Origin of the sequence: Paenibacillus sp. MMS20-IR301 (genome assembly GCF_032302195.1) — a bacterium.
Lineage (GTDB): Bacteria > Bacillota > Bacilli > Paenibacillales > Paenibacillaceae > Paenibacillus_AQ.
Genome location: NZ_CP135275.1, coordinates 1,400,754 through 1,424,509 on the forward strand (window position 1 = coordinate 1,400,754; position 23,756 = coordinate 1,424,509).

At 51.9% G+C, this 23,756-nt stretch carries 19 protein-coding genes; 16 read left to right on the plus strand and 3 right to left on the minus strand.

Annotation, left to right across the window (positions count from 1 at the left end; genetic code table 11):
• Nucleotides 1-166 precede the first annotated feature (166 nt).
• The 9 genes from recA (at nucleotide 167) to LOS79_RS06230 (ending at nucleotide 10,861) form a co-directional block, all read left to right on the plus strand.
• Nucleotides 167-1,231, plus strand: coding sequence for a recombinase RecA (gene recA / locus LOS79_RS06190; protein ID WP_315417070.1), 1,065 nt, complete (start codon nucleotides 167-169; stop codon nucleotides 1,229-1,231).
• A gap of 121 nt (nucleotides 1,232-1,352) precedes the next feature.
• Nucleotides 1,353-2,087, plus strand: coding sequence for a regulatory protein RecX (locus tag LOS79_RS06195; protein WP_315417072.1), 735 nt, complete (start codon nucleotides 1,353-1,355; stop codon nucleotides 2,085-2,087).
• Between the two features lie 308 nt (nucleotides 2,088-2,395).
• Complete coding sequence (gene rny / locus LOS79_RS06200; RefSeq protein ID WP_173133412.1) at nucleotides 2,396-3,937, plus strand: ribonuclease Y; 1,542 nt, start codon at nucleotides 2,396-2,398, stop codon at nucleotides 3,935-3,937.
• 152 nt (nucleotides 3,938-4,089) lie between these two features.
• The gene (locus LOS79_RS06205; RefSeq protein WP_315422025.1) at nucleotides 4,090-4,884 is read left to right on the plus strand and encodes a TIGR00282 family metallophosphoesterase; all 795 of its coding nucleotides are present in this window, start codon (nucleotides 4,090-4,092) and stop codon (nucleotides 4,882-4,884) included.
• A gap of 203 nt (nucleotides 4,885-5,087) precedes the next feature.
• On the plus strand, nucleotides 5,088-5,348 hold the full coding sequence (locus LOS79_RS06210) for a stage V sporulation protein S (protein ID WP_019910496.1): 261 nt from the start codon (nucleotides 5,088-5,090) through the stop codon (nucleotides 5,346-5,348).
• 215 nt (nucleotides 5,349-5,563) lie between these two features.
• Entirely contained in the window at nucleotides 5,564-6,532 is a 969-nt protein-coding gene (locus tag LOS79_RS06215) for a dipeptidase (RefSeq protein ID WP_315417085.1), read from the plus strand.
• A 215-nt stretch (nucleotides 6,533-6,747) separates the two neighbouring features.
• Nucleotides 6,748-7,320, plus strand: a complete 573-nt coding sequence (gene pduL / locus LOS79_RS06220) for a phosphate propanoyltransferase (RefSeq protein WP_315417087.1) — start codon at nucleotides 6,748-6,750, stop codon at nucleotides 7,318-7,320.
• Nucleotides 7,321-7,554: 234 nt separating this feature from the next.
• Nucleotides 7,555-9,210 (plus strand): DEAD/DEAH box helicase, encoded by a 1,656-nt coding sequence (locus tag LOS79_RS06225; RefSeq protein WP_397386738.1) that lies wholly within the window; start codon nucleotides 7,555-7,557, stop codon nucleotides 9,208-9,210.
• 373 nt (nucleotides 9,211-9,583) lie between these two features.
• The gene (locus tag LOS79_RS06230; RefSeq protein WP_315415005.1) at nucleotides 9,584-10,861 is read left to right on the plus strand and encodes an IS110 family RNA-guided transposase; all 1,278 of its coding nucleotides are present in this window, start codon (nucleotides 9,584-9,586) and stop codon (nucleotides 10,859-10,861) included.
• A gap of 675 nt (nucleotides 10,862-11,536) precedes the next feature.
• On the opposite strand, the gene dapA is transcribed toward LOS79_RS06230, so the two are convergent.
• A complete protein-coding gene (gene dapA / locus LOS79_RS06235; RefSeq protein ID WP_315417088.1) occupies nucleotides 11,537-12,412 on the minus strand; it encodes a 4-hydroxy-tetrahydrodipicolinate synthase in 876 nt (291 codons plus the stop codon).
• Between the two features lie 120 nt (nucleotides 12,413-12,532).
• On the opposite strand from dapA, the gene LOS79_RS06240 reads away from it, so the two are divergent.
• Together LOS79_RS06240 and LOS79_RS06245 are read left to right on the plus strand one after the other, a co-directional pair.
• Nucleotides 12,533-13,429: a LysR family transcriptional regulator gene (locus LOS79_RS06240; protein ID WP_315417090.1), complete on the plus strand. Its 897-nt coding sequence runs from the start codon at nucleotides 12,533-12,535 to the stop codon at nucleotides 13,427-13,429.
• A 56-nt stretch (nucleotides 13,430-13,485) separates the two neighbouring features.
• Nucleotides 13,486-14,172, plus strand: a complete 687-nt coding sequence (locus LOS79_RS06245; protein ID WP_315417091.1) for an MBL fold metallo-hydrolase — start codon at nucleotides 13,486-13,488, stop codon at nucleotides 14,170-14,172.
• A 27-nt stretch (nucleotides 14,173-14,199) separates the two neighbouring features.
• Here LOS79_RS06245 and LOS79_RS06250 read toward each other — a convergent pair whose 3' ends face one another.
• On the minus strand, nucleotides 14,200-14,688 hold the full coding sequence (locus tag LOS79_RS06250; RefSeq protein WP_315417092.1) for an AraC family transcriptional regulator: 489 nt from the start codon (nucleotides 14,686-14,688) through the stop codon (nucleotides 14,200-14,202).
• Nucleotides 14,689-14,911: 223 nt separating this feature from the next.
• Here LOS79_RS06250 and htpG point away from each other — a divergent pair, with 223 nt between their 5' ends.
• The 3 genes from htpG to LOS79_RS06265 all read left to right on the plus strand — a co-directional run bounded on the left by htpG (nucleotide 14,912) and on the right by LOS79_RS06265 (nucleotide 19,092).
• Nucleotides 14,912-16,792, plus strand: coding sequence for a molecular chaperone HtpG (htpG, locus tag LOS79_RS06255; RefSeq protein ID WP_315417093.1), 1,881 nt, complete (start codon nucleotides 14,912-14,914; stop codon nucleotides 16,790-16,792).
• A 179-nt stretch (nucleotides 16,793-16,971) separates the two neighbouring features.
• A complete protein-coding gene (locus tag LOS79_RS06260) occupies nucleotides 16,972-18,486 on the plus strand; it encodes a DHA2 family efflux MFS transporter permease subunit (RefSeq protein ID WP_315417095.1) in 1,515 nt (504 codons plus the stop codon).
• A 63-nt stretch (nucleotides 18,487-18,549) separates the two neighbouring features.
• Nucleotides 18,550-19,092, plus strand: a complete 543-nt coding sequence (locus tag LOS79_RS06265; protein ID WP_315417097.1) for an acyl-CoA-like ligand-binding transcription factor — start codon at nucleotides 18,550-18,552, stop codon at nucleotides 19,090-19,092.
• A 101-nt stretch (nucleotides 19,093-19,193) separates the two neighbouring features.
• Here the strand turns inward: LOS79_RS06265 and LOS79_RS06270 are convergent, their stop codons facing one another.
• The gene (locus tag LOS79_RS06270; RefSeq protein ID WP_315417099.1) at nucleotides 19,194-20,063 is read right to left on the minus strand and encodes a LysR family transcriptional regulator; all 870 of its coding nucleotides are present in this window, start codon (nucleotides 20,061-20,063) and stop codon (nucleotides 19,194-19,196) included.
• Between the two features lie 184 nt (nucleotides 20,064-20,247).
• On the opposite strand from LOS79_RS06270, the gene LOS79_RS06275 reads away from it, so the two are divergent.
• Together LOS79_RS06275 and LOS79_RS06280 are read left to right on the plus strand one after the other, a co-directional pair.
• Nucleotides 20,248-21,987, plus strand: a complete 1,740-nt coding sequence (locus LOS79_RS06275) for an ABC transporter ATP-binding protein (protein WP_315417101.1) — start codon at nucleotides 20,248-20,250, stop codon at nucleotides 21,985-21,987.
• Nucleotides 21,984-23,723, plus strand: a complete 1,740-nt coding sequence (locus LOS79_RS06280) for an ABC transporter ATP-binding protein (protein WP_315417103.1) — start codon at nucleotides 21,984-21,986, stop codon at nucleotides 23,721-23,723. The genes LOS79_RS06275 and LOS79_RS06280 overlap by 4 nt, the downstream gene beginning before the upstream one ends.
• Nucleotides 23,724-23,756 lie beyond the last annotated feature (33 nt).

Sequence of the window (23,756 nt, forward strand, 5' to 3'; positions counted from 1 at the left end):
TTATTGTGGAGCGGCTGATGGTGCAGTGTACCCGGAAGGAGGCTTACAATAAAAGGGAGTATTAACCCGGGAGTCAAAAAAAACGAATGTATGTTCGAAAAAAAGCTTGGCAAGACCTCTAAAACACGTTATTATAATACTATAAACAGTGAAGGAAGTGGTCTGATTGTCAGATCGTCGTGCTGCGCTTGATATGGCGCTTCGTCAAATAGAAAAACAATTCGGTAAAGGTTCGATCATGAAATTGGGAGAATCCACTCACATGAAAGTGGAAGTCGTACCTAGCGGATCTTTGGCACTTGATATTGCATTAGGTATTGGCGGACTTCCCAAAGGACGCATTATTGAAGTATACGGACCGGAATCATCCGGTAAGACCACAGTTGCCCTTCATGCTATTGCTGAAGTGCAGAAGGTTGGCGGACAAGCTGCCTTCATCGATGCCGAGCATGCACTTGATCCTAAATATGCCAATGCTCTTGGTGTTAACATTGATGAATTGCTGTTATCCCAGCCGGATACAGGCGAGCAGGCGCTTGAGATCGCTGAAGCACTTGTCCGCAGCGGAGCGGTGGATATCATTGTCGTTGACTCCGTAGCTGCGCTGGTACCGAAAGCGGAAATCGAAGGGGATATGGGTGATTCCCACGTAGGTTTGCAGGCCCGTCTGATGTCCCAGGCACTGCGCAAGCTGTCGGGTGCCATTAACAAATCCAACACGATTGCCATCTTCATTAACCAGCTGCGTGAGAAGATTGGTGTTATGTTCGGTAACCCTGAGACCACTCCGGGCGGACGCGCTCTGAAGTTCTATTCCTCTGTGCGTTTGGATGTACGCCGGGTGGAGAGCATTAAGATGGGGAATGATGTTGTTGGTAACCGCACTAAGATCAAAGTGGTTAAGAACAAGGTAGCTCCTCCGTTTAAGCAAGCTGATGTGGATATCATGTACGGTGAAGGAATCTCCAAAGAGGGAAGCCTTGTGGATATCGGTACCGAAATGGATATCGTCAACAAGAGCGGCGCCTGGTATTCTTACGAAGGCGAACGTCTGGGCCAAGGCCGTGAGAACTCCAAGCAGTTCCTCAAAGAACATCCGGAAATCGCTTTGCTGATTGAGAATAAGATCCGTGAAGCAAGTAATCTTTCTACTCTGGTAGCAGCGCCGTCTGAGGCTGATGTTGCTGCGGAGCAAGAGGAAGAAGAGAAGCTGCTGCTTGAGATTGAATAAGGTAATTGCTTGGGTCCCTTGCAATTGAATAATAAAGATAAGGCGCCCTGTGAGTGAGTGAACAGGGCGTTTTTTCATATTGCAGGGGTTAGATGTCAATATAGATGAGGTGAATGTAAGAATGGTAATCCAATTAAATCCCGAGCCGGAGGAACAGGATGTACAGGTGCTGGCCGACTTCCCTGAAGAGGAAGAGCTGGTAATTACACGAGTGGAGCGCTTAAAGAAGTCAAATTACCGTTATGTGATTCACTTCGGTACATATAATATGACTGTGCACGAAGATGTCATGATTAAATACCGGATGATCAGCGGAAGCTCCTTCAAGAAGGCTGATCTGGAAGAGATTGTTGCGGCAGATGAACGTCAGCGTGCCTATGTAGAGGGGCTGCGGTATCTGGAGCGCAAGCCCAGAACGGCCCAGGAGATGGCACGCCGTTTACGCGAGAAGGAAATAGGAGAGACTGTAATTAGCGAAGTGCTGCACCGGCTGCAGGAAGAGCGGCTGCTCGATGATCCCTTATATGCCAAGCAGTGGGCAGAGCAGCGGATTATGAACCAGCGCAAAGGGAAGATGTGGATCCGCCAGGAGCTGCGCGAGAAGGGGATCGATAAATCGCTGATTGCCGAAGCACTGGATGAAATTTCGCCGGAACAGGAGCTGGAAAGTGCCCTGCTGACCGGGCGTAAGAAATGGAATATGGTCCGTGGAGAGGTGCAGGATAAACGCCAGAAGACCGGGGCCTTCCTGATGCGCAGAGGATTTCCGGGTGAAATGGTGCGCCAGGTACTCCAGATTTTACGGCAGGAAGAGGAGTTTGCGGGGGATGATGAGGAATTTTACGACCCGGATTGATTCTCTTGACTTTAATGCGGTTATCGACTCTCTTGACAATGTCTTTTTATAAATAATAAAATATAACATGAATCGGCATAAACTAAGAATCCTTTTTCCTTCCCAAAAAGCAGACTCTTATGTTCCGGTTCGCGTACAACTCATATGAAATGTAATCGCCGGATAAGGCGGGCAGTGTGCATGTGCAGCATGTGCAGTATGGCAATCGGTGTATTACCGGTTTTTTGTATGGTGATGAACGGATAGTTTAACAACTGCACAAATACCCAGGGGAATATCCTTGGAGGAACCAACGAGGAGGTGAACAGATGGAATCATGGATCTGGGTCATTATCGTTCTCGTTGTAGCTGCATCATTCTTTGGATTCGGTTATTTTATTCGTAAGTCCCTTGCAGAAGCTAAAATTTCCAGCGCTGAGAAAGAAGCCGTAGTCATCGTGGAGAACGCGAAGAAAGAGGCAGAGGCGCTGAAGAAGGAAACGGTACTTGAGGCTAAGGACGAAGTTCATAGAATCCGTACCGAGGCTGAGAAAGAAACTCGTGAACGTCGGAATGAAATCCAACGCCAGGAGAGACGTTTGCTGCAAAAGGAAGAATCACTGGATAAAAAAATGGAATCGCTTGAACGAAAAGAAGAACAGGTAGCTAACAAAGAGAAACGAATTGATGAAACCCAACAACAAATTGACGTGATTTACAAAAACCAGGTGACTGAACTGGAGCGTATCTCCAATTTAAGCATCGATGATGCCAGAAGTATCATTCTCAGTAATGTAGAACAGGAAGTTCGCCATGAAACTGCCCAGATGATCAAAGAAATTGAACAGCAGGCTAAGGAAGAAGCGGATAAGAAAGCCCGCGAAATCATTACACTTGCTATTCAGCGCTGTGCAGCCGATCATGTGGCAGAAACTACGGTATCTGTAGTAACATTGCCGAATGAAGAGATGAAAGGCCGGATCATTGGCCGCGAAGGCCGTAACATCCGTGCCCTGGAAACTCTTACGGGTATTGATCTTATTATTGATGATACGCCGGAAGCTGTTATCCTGTCCGGATTCGATCCGATCCGCCGCGAAGTGGCCCGTACGGCACTCGAGAAGCTTGTGGCTGACGGCCGTATCCATCCTGCACGGATTGAAGAAATGGTGGAGAAATCCCGTAAAGAAGTGGACGAACGGATTCGCGAGTATGGTGAACAAGCTACCTTCGAGGTGGGTGTTCACGGTCTGCATCCGGATCTGATCAAAATTCTGGGCCGCCTGAAATTCCGTACGAGCTACGGTCAAAATGTACTCAAGCACTCCATGGAGGTTGCTTATTTGACTGGACTTATGGCCGGTGAGCTTGGGGAAGACATCGTGCTTGCAAAACGCGCCGGTCTGCTGCATGATATCGGCAAAGCGCTTGATCATGAAGTGGAAGGTTCGCATGTCGAGATCGGCGTCGAGCTGGCGAAGAAATACAAGGAACATCCGGTCGTTATCAACAGTATCGCGTCCCACCACGGAGACTGCGAAGCTACCTCGGTTATTGCAATGCTGGTTGGAGCTGCTGACGCCCTGTCGGCTGCCCGTCCCGGTGCACGCCGTGAAACGCTGGAAACGTACATTAAGCGTCTGGAGAAGCTGGAGGAAATTTCCGAGTCCTTCGAAGGTGTGGAGAAATCCTACGCTATCCAAGCTGGCCGCGAGGTCCGCGTAATGGTGCAGCCTGAGAAGATTGATGATGCGGAAGCCTTCCGTCTGGCCCGCGACATTACGAAGATGATTGAGAGTGAGCTGGATTATCCGGGTCATATCAAGGTTACCGTAATCCGCGAGACACGCGCTGTAGAATACGCTAAATAAGCAAGGAAGTTGGCCCCCCTGCGGGGCCTTTTTTCATTTTTTCATTCAAAAGTTATAGTTTGGAACGAAACAGATTCGGTGAATTTATACTTATAAAGAAAGTTTTGTATATTGGGTATTAAGGAAACTAAATCTTATAGGAGGAGAAAATCATTAAAGTATTATTTATCGGCGACATTGTAGGCAATACGGGGAGAAAGGCACTCCGTGAAATGCTGCCTTCCCTGAAAAGTAAATATCAACCGCATATCATTATTGTTAACGGTGAGAATGCAGCAGCAGGCAGGGGGATTACTTCCGCAATTGCCAATGAGTTCTTCAACTGGGGCGTTCATGGCATTACTATGGGTAACCATACCTGGGATAACAAGGATATCTTCGAATTCATCGATGATGAGCCGCGGATTATCCGTCCGGCTAACTTTCCCCCGGGAACTCCGGGTAGAGGATATACCGTTGTCAAGGGGAACGGCAAACAGCTGGCGATTGTGAACCTCCAGGGCCGTACCTTCCTGCCGGCTATCGATGACCCGTTCCGTATCGGCGAGGAGATTATCGAGGATCTGCGCAGAGAGCATAAATGTATTCTGGTGGATTTTCATGCGGAAGCGACCTCTGAGAAAATAGCAATGGGCTATTTCATGGATGGCATCGCCTCAATCGTGGTAGGCACTCATACGCATGTGCAGAGTAACGATGACGTAATTCTGCCTGGCGGTACAGCTTACTTAACTGATGCAGGGATGGTTGGTTCAAGAGAAGGGATTTTGGGTATGGAAAAGGATGCAGTTCTTTACAAGTTCACCACTCAGCTGCCTTCGCGCTTTGTAGTTGACGAAGGCAAGTGGCAGCTTCACGGCTTATTCGCTGAGCTTGACGAGCCTACCGGCAAAGCAACACGCCTGGAAAAGATCCGGCTGCGTGAAGATGAGTGGGTAATGAGCTAGAAGGATTTGCAAGAAAGAAGATATTTCGGGAAAAATCGCTTGAATTGGGTAAAGTGTGATATTTATTATATCGAAAAAGAGTATCTTTTGAACTATTTTCTCCGTGGAGGTCCGCAAAAAGAAGGAATTAATTCTTCTCCCGCGAATAACATCTACTGTAGTGGAAGAAGAACACCATCATTTTCCCAGGGGAGGTACTTACTATGGATGTATTAAAAGTATCAGCTAAATCCAATCCAAATTCCGTTGCTGGCGCACTAGCAGGTGTTCTTCGTGAACGTGGATCGGCCGAGCTACAAGCTATTGGAGCAGGAGCACTGAACCAGGCAGTCAAAGCAGTTGCCATCGCCCGGGGATTTGTTGCACCAAGCGGTGTAGACTTGATCTGCATTCCGGCTTTTACGGATATAGTCATTGATGGAGAAGACCGGACGGCGATTAAACTTATTGTTGAACCGAGATAACTATATGGTTTTCATTAGGATGAGCCTGTTTACTTTGGTAAACAGGTTTTTTTGTGTTATGAATTTATAGGTTTGGGTCTCTGTTAAGTTCCGAAGCTAGCCTCGAAGCCAAAGCCCCACTTTGTGGGGTTATTTGGTATGTGCAGCATACACTTCAGTATAGGAGCTTCCGGTTTCGCCGCTTCTGTATAAGTTGAGAAGGAGCTGATTCCTTAATGCATACGATGAAGAAGAAGCTGAAGGTGGCTGATTTTCACTGTGACGTATTAAGCAAGCTGCAGGCTGATCCGGAACTGGATTTCAACAGCAGCAGCCGGCTGGATGTGACCGCACAGCGGCTGGAGGAGGGGAATGTCGAACTTCAGGTATTCGCCATTTATTTGTCAGCAGCGCGCGGAAGAGCAAAGTTCGAGGATATTCTCGGCCAGATCGAATGTTTCCGCTCCAAGGTGGCTGGCCCAGGAGGCCTGCAGTGGCTGTGCTGGAAGGAAGAGCTTGAGGGAGAGAGAGTAACTGTGCCGGGTCTGGGAATGCTCTCCTTGGAGGGCGTAGACGGCCTGGAGGGCAATCTGTTCTATGCGCAGCTATGCTTCGAGCTGGGAGTGCGCTTCCTGGGGATCACCTGGAATTATGCAAACTGGGCAGCGGATGGTGTGCTGGAGCCGCGCGGCGGCGGATTTACAGCGCAGGGGCGCAAGCTGATTGATTGGTGCAATGCCAGCGGCATGCTGCTGGATGTGTCGCATCTGGCCCCGGCAGGCTTCTGGGAGCTGGCTGAACGCAGTACACGCCCGTTCATTGCTTCGCATTCCAATAGCGCCGCAATATGCGGTCATCCCCGTAACTTGAGTGATGAACAGATCAAGGCGCTGATTACAATGGACGGCCGGATGGGCCTGACCTTTGTCCCGTGGTTTGTCCGCGAGGACGGAGCGGCGCAGATGGAGGATATGCGGCGGCATATCGAGCATGTCTGCAGCTTGGGCGGAAGCGGACAGCTGATGTTCGGGTCCGATTTTGACGGCATAGAGGCCTGGGTGGAGGGCCTTGAGCATCCGGGAAAATATGCGGAGCTCGCAGAGTTGCTGTTGCAATTTTACCCCGAAGATCAGGTGAAAGGCTGGCTGTACGGGAATGCAATGAGCTTTTTGCGCACACATTTGCCAACGAAGGGAAGGGAATAGATACCTGTCCCAGGTGTGGCGGCAAATCATTACTAAAATTAGCTTTTCCTGCAAGCGGAGGAATAGTTAGACGGTGAGAAATAGTTCACAGTTTTGCAATATGTCGAAAAAAAGACGCTCAAAGTGATGAGGGTCTTTTTATTTTCGGGTAATAAGAGGTATAATGTTCAGTGGCTTGTACAGATACTAGAGAAAATACAAGGAGTGACTTACAAATGAGCAAGACTGTACCCGTAGGTGTGTCGGCCCGGCATATTCACCTTACGCAGGAGCACGTGGAAGCATTGTTTGGCCCAGGATACCAATTGACTGAGTTCAAACCGCTTTCCCAACCAGGACAATTTGCAGCAAATGAGCAAGTAGCTGTAATCGGAACTAAAGGTAAGTTCGACAAAGTAAGAATCCTCGGACCTGCCCGTCCGGCTTCCCAACTGGAAGTATCCCGTACAGACGCATTCAGCCTTGGCGTGAAAGCACCTGTCCGTGAATCCGGCAATATTGAAGGAACACCAGGCATCACCATTAAAGGACCTGCAGGTGAGGTTGAACTGGAGACTGGTGTTATCGTGGCAGCCCGTCATATCCACTTCCACACTTCCGAAGCAGAAGCATGGGGGATTGCCGATAAGCAGCTCCTCAAAGTACGTCTGGGCGGCGAACGCGGCCTTGTGCTTGAGAACGTGCTTGCGCGTGTATCCGACAGCTTCAAGCTTGATATGCATATCGACACCGACGAAGCTAATGCGGCTGGTGCGAATAACGGCGATACAGCGGAAATTGTAGATTAGTATAATATAATATGGCATGACAAAAAAGCAGGGGATTAATCCTCTGCTTTTTTGTCGTTGCCGGTGTGCGCTGTTTTTTTTCTGAAAATATTGAAATGAAAGTTTTCATTATTTGCTGTTCTGTGTTATCATTGCTTGTTATGACTTTGACGAGCGAGATGTGGAGACGCTGCAGAAGATATATACAGTGCTTACCTGCTTGATAATATATGTACTCAAAATTAAGGAGCTAAAATGACATTTAACGATTTGAACCTCATTCCCCCGATTCTCAAGGCACTCAGCTTGGAAAACTATACTTCCCCTACCCCGATACAGGAAGAATCCATTCCTGCCGCATTAGCGGGCAGAGATATTCTGGGTTGTGCGCAGACAGGAACCGGGAAAACAGCCGCTTTTTCATTACCGATTATTCAGCTGCTCAGCCAGCAGGCCAGAACCGGAGGAGCGAAACGCATCCGTTCCCTGATTCTGACACCGACGAGAGAGCTTGCGCTGCAAATCTCTGAGAACATTCAGGCTTACAGCAAGTTCACTACAATCAAATCAACGGCAATTGTCGGAGGCGTATCGCAGAAGGCGCAGGAGCGGGCACTGGCGATTGGTGCGGATATCCTGATTGCTACACCGGGCAGACTGATCGACCTGATCAGCCAGAAGCGTGTTGATCTGCAGCATGTGCAGATTCTTGTGCTGGATGAAGCGGACCGTATGCTCGATATGGGCTTTATTCATGATGTGAAACGGATTATTGCCAAGATGCCGGTCAAAAAGCAAACGCTGTTCTTCTCGGCAACCATGCCCGCAGAAATTTCACAGCTGGTCAAAACATTGCTGGTAAATCCGGTGAAAATTGAAATTACGCCGGTATCCTCCACAGTGGACCGGATCGAGCAGTCGATATATTTGCTGGAAAACGGCAACAAGCAGAAGCAGCTGAACCGCCTGCTGCAGGATAAGTCCATTGTATCCGCGCTGGTCTTCACCCGCACTAAACGCGGAGCGGACCGGGTCAGCCGTGATTTGGCCAAAATCAATATTACAGCACAGGCGATTCACGGTAATAAATCGCAGAATGAACGGCAAAATGCGCTTAAAAACTTCAAGAGCGGTGCGACACGCGTACTCGTTGCAACCGATATTGCCGCCCGCGGAATTGATATTGACGAGCTGTCGCATGTCATCAACTTCAACCTGCCGAATATTCCGGAAACTTACGTTCACCGGATTGGCCGGACCGGCCGTGCAGGCATGAGCGGTATTGCGATTTCGCTCTGCGAAGCTGAGGAAATTCCGTACCTGAAGGATATCCAGAAGCTGATCGGCAAGACGATTCCGGAAGTGAAGGATCACGCTTATCCGATGTCACAGAGCAATCTGGCGCTGCTGGCCGACCGTCCGGGTAAAGCACCTGCTAAACCGGTACAGAAGGCGAAGACAAATCCGGCCCGTAAGCCGAAATCAGAGTGGTTCACCCAGGGCAAACAGGGCGGCGGATACGGCAGCACTGGTGGCGGAGTGAAAAACGGCCCGGGTAGCGGCAATGGCGGCAGCGGAGTGAGAAACAGCTCGGGCGGCGGTTTTGGCGGCAGCGCAGGGAAGAACAGCTCAGGCGGCGGATATGGCAGTAACGGAGCGAACAGTGGCTCTGGCGCCAGAACAGATGGCAACGCAGGTGCCGGCGGCAGCCGTACTGCTGGTGAATCCGGCAACAGAGCGGGCTTCGGCGGCCGTCCGGGTGAAAGAGCAGCCCATCCGGGCAGTGGCCACAGCAATAAACCGGCCGGGGGACAATATGGCCGTTCCAGCCAGAGCGGGAACAGACCCGGCAGCAGCCAGAGCGGTCGCCCCAGCAGCCGTCCTTCGGCAAAAGCAGGCCGTTCCCAGTAAGTGAAATAAGCGTTATAGCACTACGGCTGTCATATTCTACAGTGGTACAGCCGATTTTTTTCAACGGCTTAGCCATTAAAAAAGCAGCGATTCTCCCGTTATTGGAGAATCGCTGCTTTACGTTTGCCTTATCCGGTCCATACTCACTACGATCTGGATCTCTGCCAAGAAAGTAGCCAAATCACGTATTGCTGTCAGGTTATTTGCTTACGTTACGGACAGGGGAGACGTTAAGTTCTGAAGCAGGGCCTGAGTGCCGGGCCTTAACATTCCTGTATACGCTAAGATTTGGACTTAGACAAAAACAAGGGCGCCTCGTAAGATGGGGGTGTACGGGGTCTGGAGCCCTAAAACCCATCAGGAGGCGCTTACTATGAAGTCTAACCGAAAAGATATAACGAATCAACGCATTGAACGAATTACCATGCAGCATGCCGTAGTCGGAATCGACATTGCCAAGGATGTGCATGCCGCACAGATGACCGACTTTCGCGGGCGTTCACTCACGCCCCGTCACTTGTCGTTCTCCAACACGCTGGAAGGCTTCGAAAAGTTCTTGCGCTGGGCAAGGGAAGCTCAGTCGAAGCATCGTCTGACCTCCCTGCTCATTGGTCTGGAGCCCACCGGTCATTACTGGTTTAACTTCGCGAACTGGTTACTTGAACAAGGGATCGAGGTGGTACTGGTCAATCCGGTGACGACCCACCGCAACAAGGAAAACCGGGATAATAGTCCATCGAAGAACGACCCTAAGGATGCGCTTGTCATTGCGGATGTCGTCAGCCGTGGCTATTACACCGACTACCTCGCTCAGGCGGCGGTCTTCGACCGGCTGAAGACGCTAATGAGCAACCGGGAGTATTGGGTCAAGCAAGGGATAAGCCTGGGCAATCGCATCGTCCGCTGGATCGACCTGTACTTCCCCGAATTCCGCCAAGTCTTTCCGGACTGGACGACGCTTCGCTCGCTGGCGTCACTTCGCGCCTGCCCTTTGCCGTGTGACCTCAAGGGACGCAGCGTCGAGGAAGTCATGGACCTGTGGCGCAAACAAGGCATGAAACGGGCGGCAGGTGTCAGCGGCCGTGCGAAAGCGGCGGTCTTGCTGGCGACGGCCGCGCGCAGTATTGGCGATACCCGGGCGGTGGAGGAAGCCAGGCAAGACCTCGGCCACCTCCTCCAAACCTACGACAACGTCATGGCCATGCTCGACGAAATGGACGAAGCCCTCCAATCGCTGCTGGAGGAAATCCCCTTGGCTGAGCAGTTGCGAAGCATCCGCGGGCTGGGAGATCTGACGGTGGCTGCCATTTTGGCCGGAGCCGGGGATTTGCGCCTTTATGCGCATGGCCGACAATTGCTAAGGCGCGCCGGCCTGAACTTGGCGGAGTGCACTTCCGGTACATCCAAAGGGAAAATCAAGCTCTCCAAACGCGGCGACAGTACGCTACGCAAACACTTATACTGGGGGATGCTGAGTCTGTTGCGGCAAAACCCCGACTTCAAGCGCTGGCACGCAAACAACCAGGCACGAGGCCTGAAGAAGCAAGCTTCGCTGTTTAAGCTCATTGGCAAACTGGCTCGCATCCTAATTGGCATGGTGCAGCGAGGGGAAACCTACCGTGGTGCTGATTTCTCCCCCGTAGCCGCATAAACCGCAATCACGAAAGTTGACTCATTCGCAGGAACGTACCGTATTACGTGCACAAGAGAATCGAAGGTGGTGTCCGGAAGGGCTTTGACCCGTTACCTTAACGCGATCGATCTCCACGCCATGGACAGGTGAAACGAAGGAATGAAAGGGCATAGACCCGTTGAGATCTGGGAGGGTGAACCTCCGTGGGACAAGTGGAGTGTGCAGGATAGCGAGGATTTAAAAGCACGTCTTACGCTGCTTTTGTTCCTGCATGCCCGTAAGCCGCTCGGCAGGGCCCTCTCTATCGCCCCCCACTTTCACTCCCGTTTCTATACATTGAAATCCTGCGAAGGAGTGAGTATTTGTGAGAAAATCCCCTAAATACGAGGGACGGACATCAGCGCCGTTATTTCGCCAGGAAAGTGGCGATATCACGTGAAAAGTGGCGAATAAGGACTGTGGTGTCCGCAGTTGACTCGGGTAAATGGAGTTTCTGAACCGCCGCAATCCGGCCGGAACGGATATCTGAAACCGTGCAAAGCGGCGGAAAGCAGAAATGAGGGTTAACGAGTATATTTGGCCTTAACTGCTCTACAGCAAAAAAAGCCCCCGCCGCTATCCCGAGAATAACTGGATAGCGGCGGGGGCTTTGATTCAATTACTTAGTTAACAGCTGTCCGTGAAGCAGAATGCTTACCCGGCAAGGTAAGCGCCCAGTTCGTCACGCAGCGAAGAGCTGATGGAGGTCATCGGCAGGCGGAGCGTATCCGAGGCGATCTCGCCGTATGCGCTGAGCAGCCATTTGATCGGCGCCGGGTTAGACTCCTTGAACAGCAGCTTCATCAGCGGTACCAGCTGATTGAACTCAGCGTGAGCGGCCTCAACCTGGCCGGCTCTGTACTGCTCATAGATGCTGAGATAGCGGGCGGTATGCACATTAGCCGAGGCCAGCATGCCTCCGGCGGCTCCGCAGCCGAGCATGTCGAAGAAATGCAGGTCATCTCCGCAGAGCACCGGCTTCGAGCCGAGGCGGGACAGCTCGGAGACCAGCAGCGGGGAGCCGGAGCAGTCTTTGAGCCCTACGACATTGTCCATCTCCAGAATCGTGCGGGCGGTATCGAGCGACATGCCGACACCGGCGCGGCCGGGGATATCGTAAGCGATAACCGGCAGACCGACTTCTGCTGCCTTGCGGAAATGGGCGATAATGCCTTCCTGGGAAGGGCGGCTATAGTAGGGAACCACCACCAGTGCAGCATCAGCGCCGGAGTTCGCTGCAAGCTCGGTGCGGGCAACGGTGGACATTGTATCATTCGTGCCCGTGCCAATGACCAGCGGAATTGTGCTGGATTTCAAGAGCTCCCGTGAAGCATCCACGAGGGTCTGCAGTTCCTGTATATTGACTGTCGGCGATTCTCCAGTGGTTCCATTAACGACCAGACCATGAATATTGTTCTTGATGATGTTGTTCACATAACGCTGATACGATTCCAGATCAATCTCGCCAGCGGCGTTGAACGGGGTTACCACGGGAACATAGATTCCATAAATCTGTTCTTCTGTTAACATGAATATCGGCCTCCACAATTGTAAAATCCTTTTATCTTACTGTACCATGGAATTTCACATCGGAGTTAGCTATAATAAATGATGTAGGCTATCAATAATATTGATGTTAGGGTGAGGGGAATGGACTTAACCTATATGCGCACGTTCCGCGAGGTAGCGAAGCGGCAGAGCTTCACCCGTGCGGCTGAGGAGCTGGGCTACGCCCAGTCCAGCGTAACGATGCAGATTCAGAAGATCGAGAAGGAGTACGGCATTCCGCTGATCGAGCGGCATGGCCGGGCGCTGCGGCTGACCCCGCCGGGGGAAGAGCTGCTGAAGCTGTTCGCGGAGATTCTTGATCTGTACGACCGCTCCAAGGAGACTATCGCCCAGCAGACCATCGGAACGCTGACCATCGGGACGATCGATTCACTGGCGGCCTTTTATCTGCCGCCGTATCTTCAGCAGCTGCGGACGATGTTCCCGGGGCTGAATATCCATCTGCAGACAGAGCAGGAGGCTAATCTGATGTCCAAAATCCGGGACGGCGAGGTAGACATTGGCCTCCTGCTGGACCGCAATACAGCGGACGCCGTGCTGGCGCGGACCATCATCCGGGAGGAGCCGCTCGTCCTCGTGGCGCCGGTCAGCCATCCGCTGGCCGGGCTGACGCAGGTGTCGCTGCAGGATCTCAACAACTGCGAGCTGATTGTCTCGGAGGAAAGCTGCATCTACCGCAGCCTGTTCGAGAACCTGCTCCGGGAGCACGGGATCGTGTTCCGGATCGGGTTTGAGCTGTCGAATCTGGAAGCGATCAAGCGCTGTGTGCGCAACGGCCTGGGCATTGCACTGCTGCCCAGAATTGTTGCTGAGGAAGAGATTGAGCGGGGAAATCTCGCGGAGCTGTCTTTTGCCCATCCGGAGATTCACTTTGATCTGCAGCTTCTGCTTCATCCGAAGAAGTGGAAGTCGCTGCCGCTGCAGTCACTGATTCAGCTGCTGCTGGAGGATGCGAAGGTTAAGGGAGCTACACCCTGAACGGAAGGCTGCACTGAGTAGCCTGATGATCGAGTCCAGACAAGACGGAGGAGAACATGAACATAATTGAGCTAGCGATAGAATTTGAATACCATGGACAGAACTATTATATCTACCCGAGCCTTATTGTGTCCGGGGAAGAGCTAACACTGGTCGATGCCGGGTATCCGCAGTTCATGCCGCGTATAGAGGATGCGATACTGAAGCACGGGCATGACCCGCAGCATCTGCAGAATATCATTATTACCCATTATGACGATGACCATATCGGAGCGCTGGAAGATTTCAAGCTGAAATATCCGGCAGTGACGGTCATAGCGAGCGAAGCAGAAGCGCCGTTTATCTCAGGTAAAGTGAAATCGGAGCGGCTGGTTCAAGCCGAAGCCCTGCTTGCGCAGATGTCAGCTGAAGATCAGGCTTCCGGGGAAGAGTTTGTACAGCTATTACAAGACTTAAGACATGTTCCGGTAGATATGACCGTCCGGGATGGCGAGTGGATACTAAATAACAAATGTCAGATTATCGCCACCCCGGGGCATACTTCAGGCCATATCTCTTTGTATTTTCCTGAACTAAGCAGCGTGATTACCGGAGATGCGGCAGTGAAAGAAGGGGAAGTGCTGGCTGTCGCGAATCCGCAGTACTGTCTGGACCTGGAGAGCGCAGCAGACTCCCTGAGCCGGCTGATAGACCTTAAGGCGCAGACGTATTACTGCTACCATGAAGGGCAGCTGCGTCTTTAGCCAAACAACCCGGCCGATCCCCTGATGTCATTGCTGCTGCACCGGGATACACAGCTGGCAAAGATGATTGCGGATCATCTCACCGGTGTATCTTTCCATAACAGGCCTCATAGGGTCGAGCTGCCGCCCGCTGCCCTGCAGCGCCGGAATAAGCCCATCCCAGGCCCGGGCAACCGCCTCAGCGGTATGTTCAATGGTAAGGATGGCATAGGTTCCGCCGGAGAGCAACCCGTAACGGATGGAATCATCTGCCCGATTGCCGGCAGCAGCAGACGCCTCCTGGGCAGAAGCCCCGGGCAGGCTGATACAGGCATCATACCGGCAATCCTCCGGAGCTGTATCCGCAGGGTTATCCATGGGAATACCGAAGAGCACGGCTGATCCGGCCAGCAGCTCATTTTCCAGCGCCCACTGCTTCAAATGCTCCATAGCCCGGGCGTTGGCAGGGCCGTAAGGCCCCGTTTGCCGTACATAAGCAATGGCTGTTGCCGGGATCTTTTCAAGCTGAATATTCATCGTCTCATTGTCCTTTCACCATCTGTATTTGGAGTACATTCCGAATGCTAACATGGACTAAAATGAATTACACAACTTTTTTCAGCCGCTTAAATGCAGCAAGATATTGACATCAAAAACGAGAATATGTTATATAAAAGGAAGTGTTAGCACTCGGATGAGTGGAGTGCTAAACAACGATACGCAATCTGAAGGTTATTTTTGAAAGGAGATTTATTTATTCATGGCCAAAAAAGAGTTTAAAGCCGAATCCAAAAGACTGCTGGAAATGATGATTAACTCCATCTATACGCAGCGGGAAATCTTTCTGCGGGAACTGATCTCGAATGCAAGCGATGCCATCGACAAAATCTATTACAAGGCACTGGCCGACGAAGGCCTGGTGTTCAATAAAGAGGATTACTACATTAAAGTAACTGCCGATAAGGCATCCCGCACTTTGACCATTTCCGATACAGGGATCGGGATGACCCAGGAAGAGCTGGAGAATAACCTCGGGATTATCGCGAACAGCGGCTCTTTTGCTTTTAAGAAGGATAATGAAGCCAAGGACGGCCACAACATCATCGGACAATTCGGGGTAGGGTTCTATTCCGCATTCATGGTCGCTGACGATGTAACGGTAATCAGTAAGGCGCTGGGCAGCGGGCAGGCGTTCAAATGGGAATCCCAGGGCGCTGACGGCTACACGATTGAACCCACGGAGAAGGATGCTGTAGGTACCGAAATTACACTTAAGATTAAAGAGAACACCGAGGATGACAATTACGACGAGTTTCTGGAAGAATACCGCCTGAAGTCGATCATCAAGAAGTACTCGGATTTCATCCGCTTCCCGATCAAGATGGACATTACCGGCAGACAGCCTAAAGAAGGCGCTGAGAATGAATTCATCGATGTGACCGAAGAGCAGACTGTGAACAGCATGGTGCCGATCTGGCGCAAAAACAAGAGCGAGCTGAAGGAAGAGGACTACAACAACTTCTATTCCGAGAAGCGCTACGGATTCGACAAGCCGCTGAAGCATATCCATATCAGTGCTGACGGTGCGGTAGTGTATAATGCAATCCTGTTCATTCCGGAGAATACTCCGTTTGATTACTACACCAAGGAATATGAAAAAGGGCTTGAGCTGTACTCGGGTGGCGTGCTGATCATGAACAAATGCGGGGATCTGCTGCCGGATTATTTCAGCTTTGTCAAGGGGATGGTGGATTCCGAGGATCTGTCGCTGAACATCTCCCGCGAGCTGCTGCAGCATGACCGCCAGCTGACGCTGATTGCGAAGAACATCAAGAGCAAGATCAAGAGCCAGCTGCTGAGCCTGCTGAAGGATGAGCGCGAGAAATATGAGACGTTCTATAAATCTTTTGGCAGACAGCTGAAGTTCGGGGTCTACAATGACTATGGCATGGAAAAAGAAACGCTCCAGGACCTGCTGATGTTCCACTCCTCCAAGGAGAAGAAACTGGTTACGCTGGCTGAGTATGTCGAAAGAATGCCGGAAGACCAGAAGTATATCTACTACGCTTCCGGGGAGTCGGCAGAACGGATCGAGAAGCTGCCGCAGACCGAAATGGTGCTGGACAAGGGCTACGAAATTCTCTACTTCACAGACGATATCGATGAATTCGCGATCAAGATGATCATGTCCTATAAGGAAAAAGAATTCAAAAACGTCTCCAGCGGCGACTTAGGCATCGAGGATGCTGCGGACAAACCGTCGGAAGAGGAAGAAAATGAGAACAAAGGGCTGTTCGAAGCGATGCAGGGCATTCTGTCCGGCAAAGTGAAGGCAGTCAAAGCATCGAAGCGGCTGAAATCCCATCCGGTCTGCCTGTCCACTGAAGGCGAGCTGACCATTGAGATGGAGAAGATCCTCAAGGCAATGCCTAACGGCGGCCAGGATGTTCAGGCGGACAAGGTGCTGGAAATTAACGTGAACCACGATGTCTTCAAATCCCTGAAGGCTGCGGCTGAAGGCGATAAGGAGAAGCTGGGCCTCTACACCAATCTGCTTTACAACCAGGCTTTGCTGATTGAAGGGCTGCAGGTGAATGATCCGGTGCAGTTCACGAACGATATCTGCAAAATCATGGTCTAATCTAACCTTTGGGTCTCTGTGCTCAAAAGTAAGCATAACCCGCTTCCGGCTTAGCCGGAGGCGGGTTATTTGTTGTGCGCTAACCATGGAGGAAAAAATGAAAGAATATTTAAATTGACAGTAACTATCAAAAGAAATAAAATAACAAATGAAATAAAATGTCAAAGGGAGATGTTGTAATGCTGTTGGAAAAAAATAAGAAATGGTGGGTTCTTGGTGCGCTCGCAATCAGCTTGCTGACGGTGGGATTAGACTTAACGGTACTGAATCTGGCTCTGCCTACACTGGCTGTACAAATGAATGCGAGCAACAGTGAGCTCCAGTGGTTTGCGGATGCCTATAATCTGGTGATTGCTGCCTTGTTGCTGCCCGCCGGACTGCTCGGAGATAAGCTGGGCCGGAAGAAGATGCTGCTGATGGCCTTACTGGTATTCGGGCTGGCCTCTATAGGCTGCGCCTATTCGGATACACCGCTGCAGCTGATTATCGGACGCGCATTCCTGGGACTTGGGGCAGCTTTTCTGATGCCGTTATCGATGTCAGTCATTCCGGTATTGTTCACCGAAGAGGAACGCCCCAAAGCTATCGGAATCTGGGTAATGGCCAACGCTCTGGGTATTCCGCTTGGACCGATTCTTGGCGGATGGCTGCTGAAGAATTATGCCTGGGGATCGGTTTTTCTGATTAACTTGCCTATTATCCTGCTTGGTATGATTGCCCTTTCTATCTTTCTTAAGGAATCCCGGAGTACCGGACGTACTAAAATTGATTTCCCGGGGATGCTGTTATCCAGTTTCGGGCTGGTGAGTCTTACCTATGGTTTCATCGAAGCCGGAGAGAGAGGCTGGAGTGATTACGCAGTTATGGGGCCTATCCTGGGAGGAGTTGTTCTGCTTGCACTGTTTATTCTTTGGCAAAGCTTCGTCAAACAACCGCTAATCGATCTTGAATTATTTCGTTCAGCCGGATTTACTTGGGGTTCTATCTTGGCCACTGTAGTATCGTTTGCCATGTTTGGGCTGCTGTTTGTCACGCCGCAATATTTCCAGGCGGTTAGTGGCGCGGATGCGCTCGGGACAGGAGTAAGACTGCTGCCTATCGTCGGCGGTCTCCTGATCGGGTCTCAAATTGCCGAACGGCTCCAATTAAACTTTGGCGCAAAATTCACGCTGCTTGCAGGTCTTTCCCTGCTGGCGCTCGGTATGTTCATTGGCGCGAATACCGGATCATCTCACGGCTATGGCTTTGCTGCCATTTGGATCTCTATAGTGGGTCTTGGAATCGGGTTTGCCCTGCCGACTGCCATGGATATCTCGATGGCCGCCTTGACAGCGGAGCGGAGCGGCATCGGGTCGGCGCTCATCATGACCATGCGGCAGATTGGCGGAACAATCGGTGTTGCCGTGCTGGGAACTATGCTTAGTTCGGTATATCGTGATAAACTGGCAATAGAAGGACTTTCAGGTGATTCCGCGGATGCATTACAGCGAAGTGTGGCCTCAGGGATGAATGCTGCCCGTGAGCTTCATTCTCCGGAGCTGCTGGAGGCTGTGCGTTCCGCCTTCATTCATGGAATGGATGCGATGTTATGGGTAGTCGGAGGAGTTGCCGCACTGGGTATCCTATTAACGCTTGTATTCCTGCATATTCCGCAGAGCGGGAAGGAAGGCCGTTCGATTAACGTTAGGGAGTGATAGGAATTGCCGGTGGGTGAGGAACGAAAGCCTGGCTTACGTGAACGGAAGAAGGCAAAGACGATGGCGCTGGTGCAAAAGCATGCCCTCCGCCTTTTTCACGAGCTGGGTTATAATGCAACAACCGTTGAACAAATTGCAGAGGCTGCAGAAATTTCCCCCAGTACGTTCTTCCGGTATTTCCGGACCAAAGAGGACGTAATGATGACGGATAACTATGATCCGCTTCTGATTGCAGCATTTGAGCAGCAGCCGGAGGATTTAAGTCCGCTGACCGCCTTAAGCAATGCCATGATTTCAGCAACTGCTGATCTGTCAGCAGAGGAGCTTATCACTGTGCGGGAGAGAAACCAGCTGATTATGACTATTCCGGAACTCAGGGCTGCTTCCCTGAACAATTGGATGCAAACGATGCAGATGATTACCGGGATGCTGGCAAAACGGCTGAACAAGAGCAGTGATGACCTGGACATCCGCACGCTTGCCGGAGTTGTGATTGGTGTTAATCTGTCTGTTATGCAGTATCATGCGGAGCATCCGGAAAGTGATTTTGCCGCCTTGCTGGATGAGGCCTTCCATAAAGTGCAGTCCGGCCACCTGCTGTAAATATCTGACCGCATAATACCAAACAGTCCGGCCCTCTAAGGAGAGCCGGACTGTTTGGCTGCAAGAAAAGACACTAAATATTTGAGGTTATTCAATACTGATCACTGCTGCTGAAAGTTCTCAATAAATTTGGCCGCCAGTGCGGACAGATATTTATCCTTCATCCAGATTGCCGCTACCCTTGTATGGAGCGAATCGCTGCGGATCTCCTTGGAGACAAGGTTGCGGTTCGCGGCAAGCGAGTATGCGGAGCGCGGAATGATCCCGACACCAAGGCCGGCATTGGCCCACAGCAGGGTGGTCCGGGCATCGTCGTTCATACAGAAGAACCTCGGGTCGAACCCGTTCGCCAGACAGGTCTCGGTAATCAGCTGTTCGAACCGCCGGTACACAATAAGCGGCTGCCCCTTGAGCTCATCGATCTCTATCTCGGTTTTTCCGCCGGTCCAGTCATATTCAGGTGCCATTACGGCAATCATAGGCTCTGATGTAGTATAGATGCATTCAAGACCGCTGCTGCTGAACGGGGTGCGGACGATTCCGACTTCAACGATCCCTTTGTTCAATAAATCGATAATCCGGTAAGTGTTGCCCTCATGAATTTCAAATTTGACGCCGGAGTAAAGCTGATGAAATTCCAGCAGCCGTTCCTGCAGCAGCGTTGCCGCCGAGGAGGAAACCGTGCCGATGGATAGCGTGCCGGACACGCCCTTCACATAGTCCTTAAGCTCACGGGTGGTCGAGTCCGCCAGCTCCAGCAGCTGCATGGCCCTTTCCCGCAAAAGCATTCCGGCGTCTGTCAGCTGCACGCTGCGCGGCCCCCGTTCAAACAGCTTAACCCCCAGCTCCTCCTCCAGCAGCTTCAACTGCTGGCTAAGCGGGGGCTGGGCCATTTGCAGCTTCCGTGCTGCGGAGGTAATCTGTCCTTCCTCGGCGATGGCCAGAAAATATTTCAATTGGCGGATATCCATTGTGTCATATGCCTCCTGTAGTCTACCGTTTGAATGGTGTCTATGCTAAGTGCCATACGAAATATGTATCGCATAGATACGAAACCAATATTATTAATATGTAAACGGGTATGACATAATCATAACGGGTCTTATGCTTTTTTCAAGATCAAATACATACTACGTAAGTTAGGTGAGGATAACTGTGCTGAAAATTGCTGTTTTTCTAAAACCGTACAGAAAAGAAACAATCATCGGGCCGGTCTTCAAGCTGCTGGAGGCTATTCTGGAGCTGCTGCTGCCGACCATCGTTGCCCTGATCATTAACAACGGGATAGGTAATCAGGATAGCGGATATGTCTACCGCATGGGCTCCCTGATGATACTGATGTCGCTCCTCGGCTTCGGCTGCTCCATGATCTGTCAGTATTACGCTGCGCGGGCTTCGCAGGGCTTCGGGACCTCGCTGCGCAACAGCATATTCAAGCACATCTCTTCGCTGTCCTATGCGGAGCTGGATGTTATCGGTACGCCGTCGCTGATCAACCGGATCACGAATGATGTCAATCAGCTGCAGCTGGCGGTTGCCATGCTGATCCGGCTCGTCATCCGCGCGCCGTTCATCTGTATCGGTGCCATTATTATGGCCATGATCCTTGATTTCCGGCTGTCGCTGATTCTGATTGCAGCCACACCGGTATTCGGTGTGATTCTGTACTTCATTATTACGCGCAGTGCTCCGCTGTACCGTAAGTATCAGGCGAAGCTTGACCGGCTGGCACTGGTGCTGAGTGAGAACCTCTCCGGTATCCGCGTCATCCGCGCATTCGCCAAGAGCCGCCGTGAGAAGCAGCGGTTCGATGAAGCTTCGGAGGACCTGACGCAGACTGCCATCCGGGTAGGACGTATTGCTGCCTGGCTCGGCCCGCTGACAACACTGGTAGTTAATGCGGCGATTATCGCCATTCTCTGGGCAGGGGGCATCCACATTGAAGCCGGAAGGCTCTCGCAAGGGGAGATCATCGCCTTCATTAACTATGTGACGCAGATTCTGCTGGCCTTGATTGTAGTGTCCAATCTTGTCATTCTGTTCACCAAAGCATCTTCATCGGCTAACCGGGTAAACGAGGTGCTGGCCATGACTGCTTCAGTTGCCGAGCCTGCGGATGCAGTGCTTCCTGCCCGTCCGGTGGAAGAGGCGCCGGCGGTTTCCTTCCGCAATGTCTCCTTTGGTTACAATAAGACCGGTGAGCTTGCGCTGCAGAATATTTCTGTAGAGATTAAACGCGGAGAAACGGTTGGACTGATCGGAAGTACCGGGTCCGGCAAATCAACATTCGTTAATCTGATTCCGCGCTTCTATGATGCTGTAGAAGGGGATGTCGAAGTGGATGGCATCAACGTAAAAAACTACCGCCTGGAGCAGCTGCGCAGCAAGATCGGCATCGTCCCCCAGAAGGCGGTGCTGTTCACGGGAACCATTGCCGATAACCTCCGCTGGGGCAAAGCGGCAGCAACCGAAGAGGAGCTGATGGCTGCGGCCTCCATCGCCCAGGCGGAAGAATTCATCAGCAAGCTGCCGGAGGGACTGAATACACCGGTGGCCAGAGGCGGGCTTAATCTGTCCGGCGGGCAGAAGCAGCGGCTGACCATCGCCCGCGCAGTCGTGGGGCGCCCGCCGATTCTGATTCTCGATGATTCCTCCAGTGCGCTTGATTTCGCTACGGATGCGGCGCTGCGCCGGGCACTGAAGGAGAACAGCGGGGAGATGACCGTACTGCTTGTGTCCCAGCGCGTGAGCACCGTGCGGCAGGCGGACCAGATTATCGTATTTGAGGAAGGACGGATTGCCGGTACCGGCAGTCACGAAGAGCTGCTGGAGAGCTGCGGGGTGTATCAGGAAATCTGCAAATCCCAGCTTTCGAGTGAGGAGGCGCTGCAATGAACACTACAATGACCTGGAAAAGGCTGTTCGCCTATGCAAAACAATATAGAAAAATAACGGTTGGTGCGGTGATCTGCGCCATTCTAAGCGTCATCGCCAGCCTGATCGGACCGCTGCTGATCGGCCGGGCGATCGACAGGATGATCGGGCCGGATCATGTGGATTTCCCGGAAATCCTCCGTCTGCTGCTTATACTGGGGGCCGTATATCTGGCAGGCAGCTTCTTCGGCTGGCTGCTCACCTATTACACGAATAAGCTCGCCTACCGCACAGTATACGATCTACGCAGGGAGCTGTTTGACAAGCTCGATGCGCTGCCGCTGAAATTTCATGATAATCATCCGCAGGGGGACAGCATCAGCCGGTTCGTGAACGACATGGATGCCGTCTCTGACGGGCTGCTGCAGGGCTTCTCCACCTTGTTGACCGGGATTGTTACCATTGCCGGGGCCATCGGGCTTATGCTCTATATCAGTCCGGTAATGACGCTGGTAGTGCTGCTGTCGGCACCGGCAACCTTTTTCGTCGCCCGCTTCATTACGATGCGTTCCCAGCAGCTGTTCCGTGAGCAGGCGAAGATTCTCGGCGGGCTGAACGGCTATGTGGAAGAGATTATCGGCGGACAAAAGGTGGTGCAGGCGTATCATTATGAGGACCGTTCGTTTGCCGCTTTCGCTAAGCGGAATAATGATCTGTACAGTGCGGGGGTCAAATCGCAGTTTTACGGTTCGCTGTCCAACCCGACAACACGGCTCGTCAATAATATTACCTTCTCGGTCATCGCAATGATCGGCAGTGCGATTGTCATCGGGGGGCATCTGTCTGTAGGGGACCTGTCCAGCTTCCTGATCTATTCCAACCTGTTCGCGAAGCCTTTTAATGAGATTACCGGGGTTATTACCCAGCTGCAATCGGCAACAGCATCAGCACAGCGGATTTTCACCGTTCTTGATCTGCCGCAGGAGGCTCCTGATGCGCCGGATGCGCATGTGCTGCAGGGCAGCCAAGGGACGATTACCTTTGACCAAGTAAGCTTCGCCTATACGCCTGAGCGTCCGCTGATCAAGAACTTCAGCCTGGAGGTGAAGCCGGGTACCCGTGTGGCGATTGTCGGACAGACCGGTGCCGGCAAAACAACACTGGTTAACCTGCTGATGCGCTTCTATGAGGTCGGCGGCGGTACAATTTCAATTGACGGCAAAGATATCACCACAATTACCCGCGACAGCCTGCGGCGTAATTTCGGTATGGTGCTGCAGGAGACCTGGCTCTACGGAGGCTCCATCCGCGATAATATCGCCTACGGTAAGCCGGAGGCGTCCGAGGCTGAAGTCATAGCCGCAGCCAAAGCAGCGAACGCGCACAGCTTCATCAAGCGTCTGCCGGAAGGCTATGACACCAAAATCAGCGCGTCCGGGGATAACCTCTCCCAGGGCCAGAAGCAGCTGCTGACGATTGCCCGCGTCATGCTGGCGGATCCGCCGATGCTGATTCTGGATGAGGCGACAAGCAGCATTGACACGCTGACAGAGGTGCGGATTCAGAAGGCGTTCCTCGCGATGATTGCAGGGCGGACCAGCTTCGTCATTGCCCACCGCCTGTCCACAATCCGCGAAGCGGATCTTATCCTGTTCATGAAGGACGGCGACATCGTCGAGAGCGGCACGCATGAGCAGCTGCTGGAGAGCGGAGGGTATTACGCCCGGCTGTATAACAGCCAGTTTGCGGCGGTGTAACATAATAAAGTTGATAATTCTCCTCATAACCTG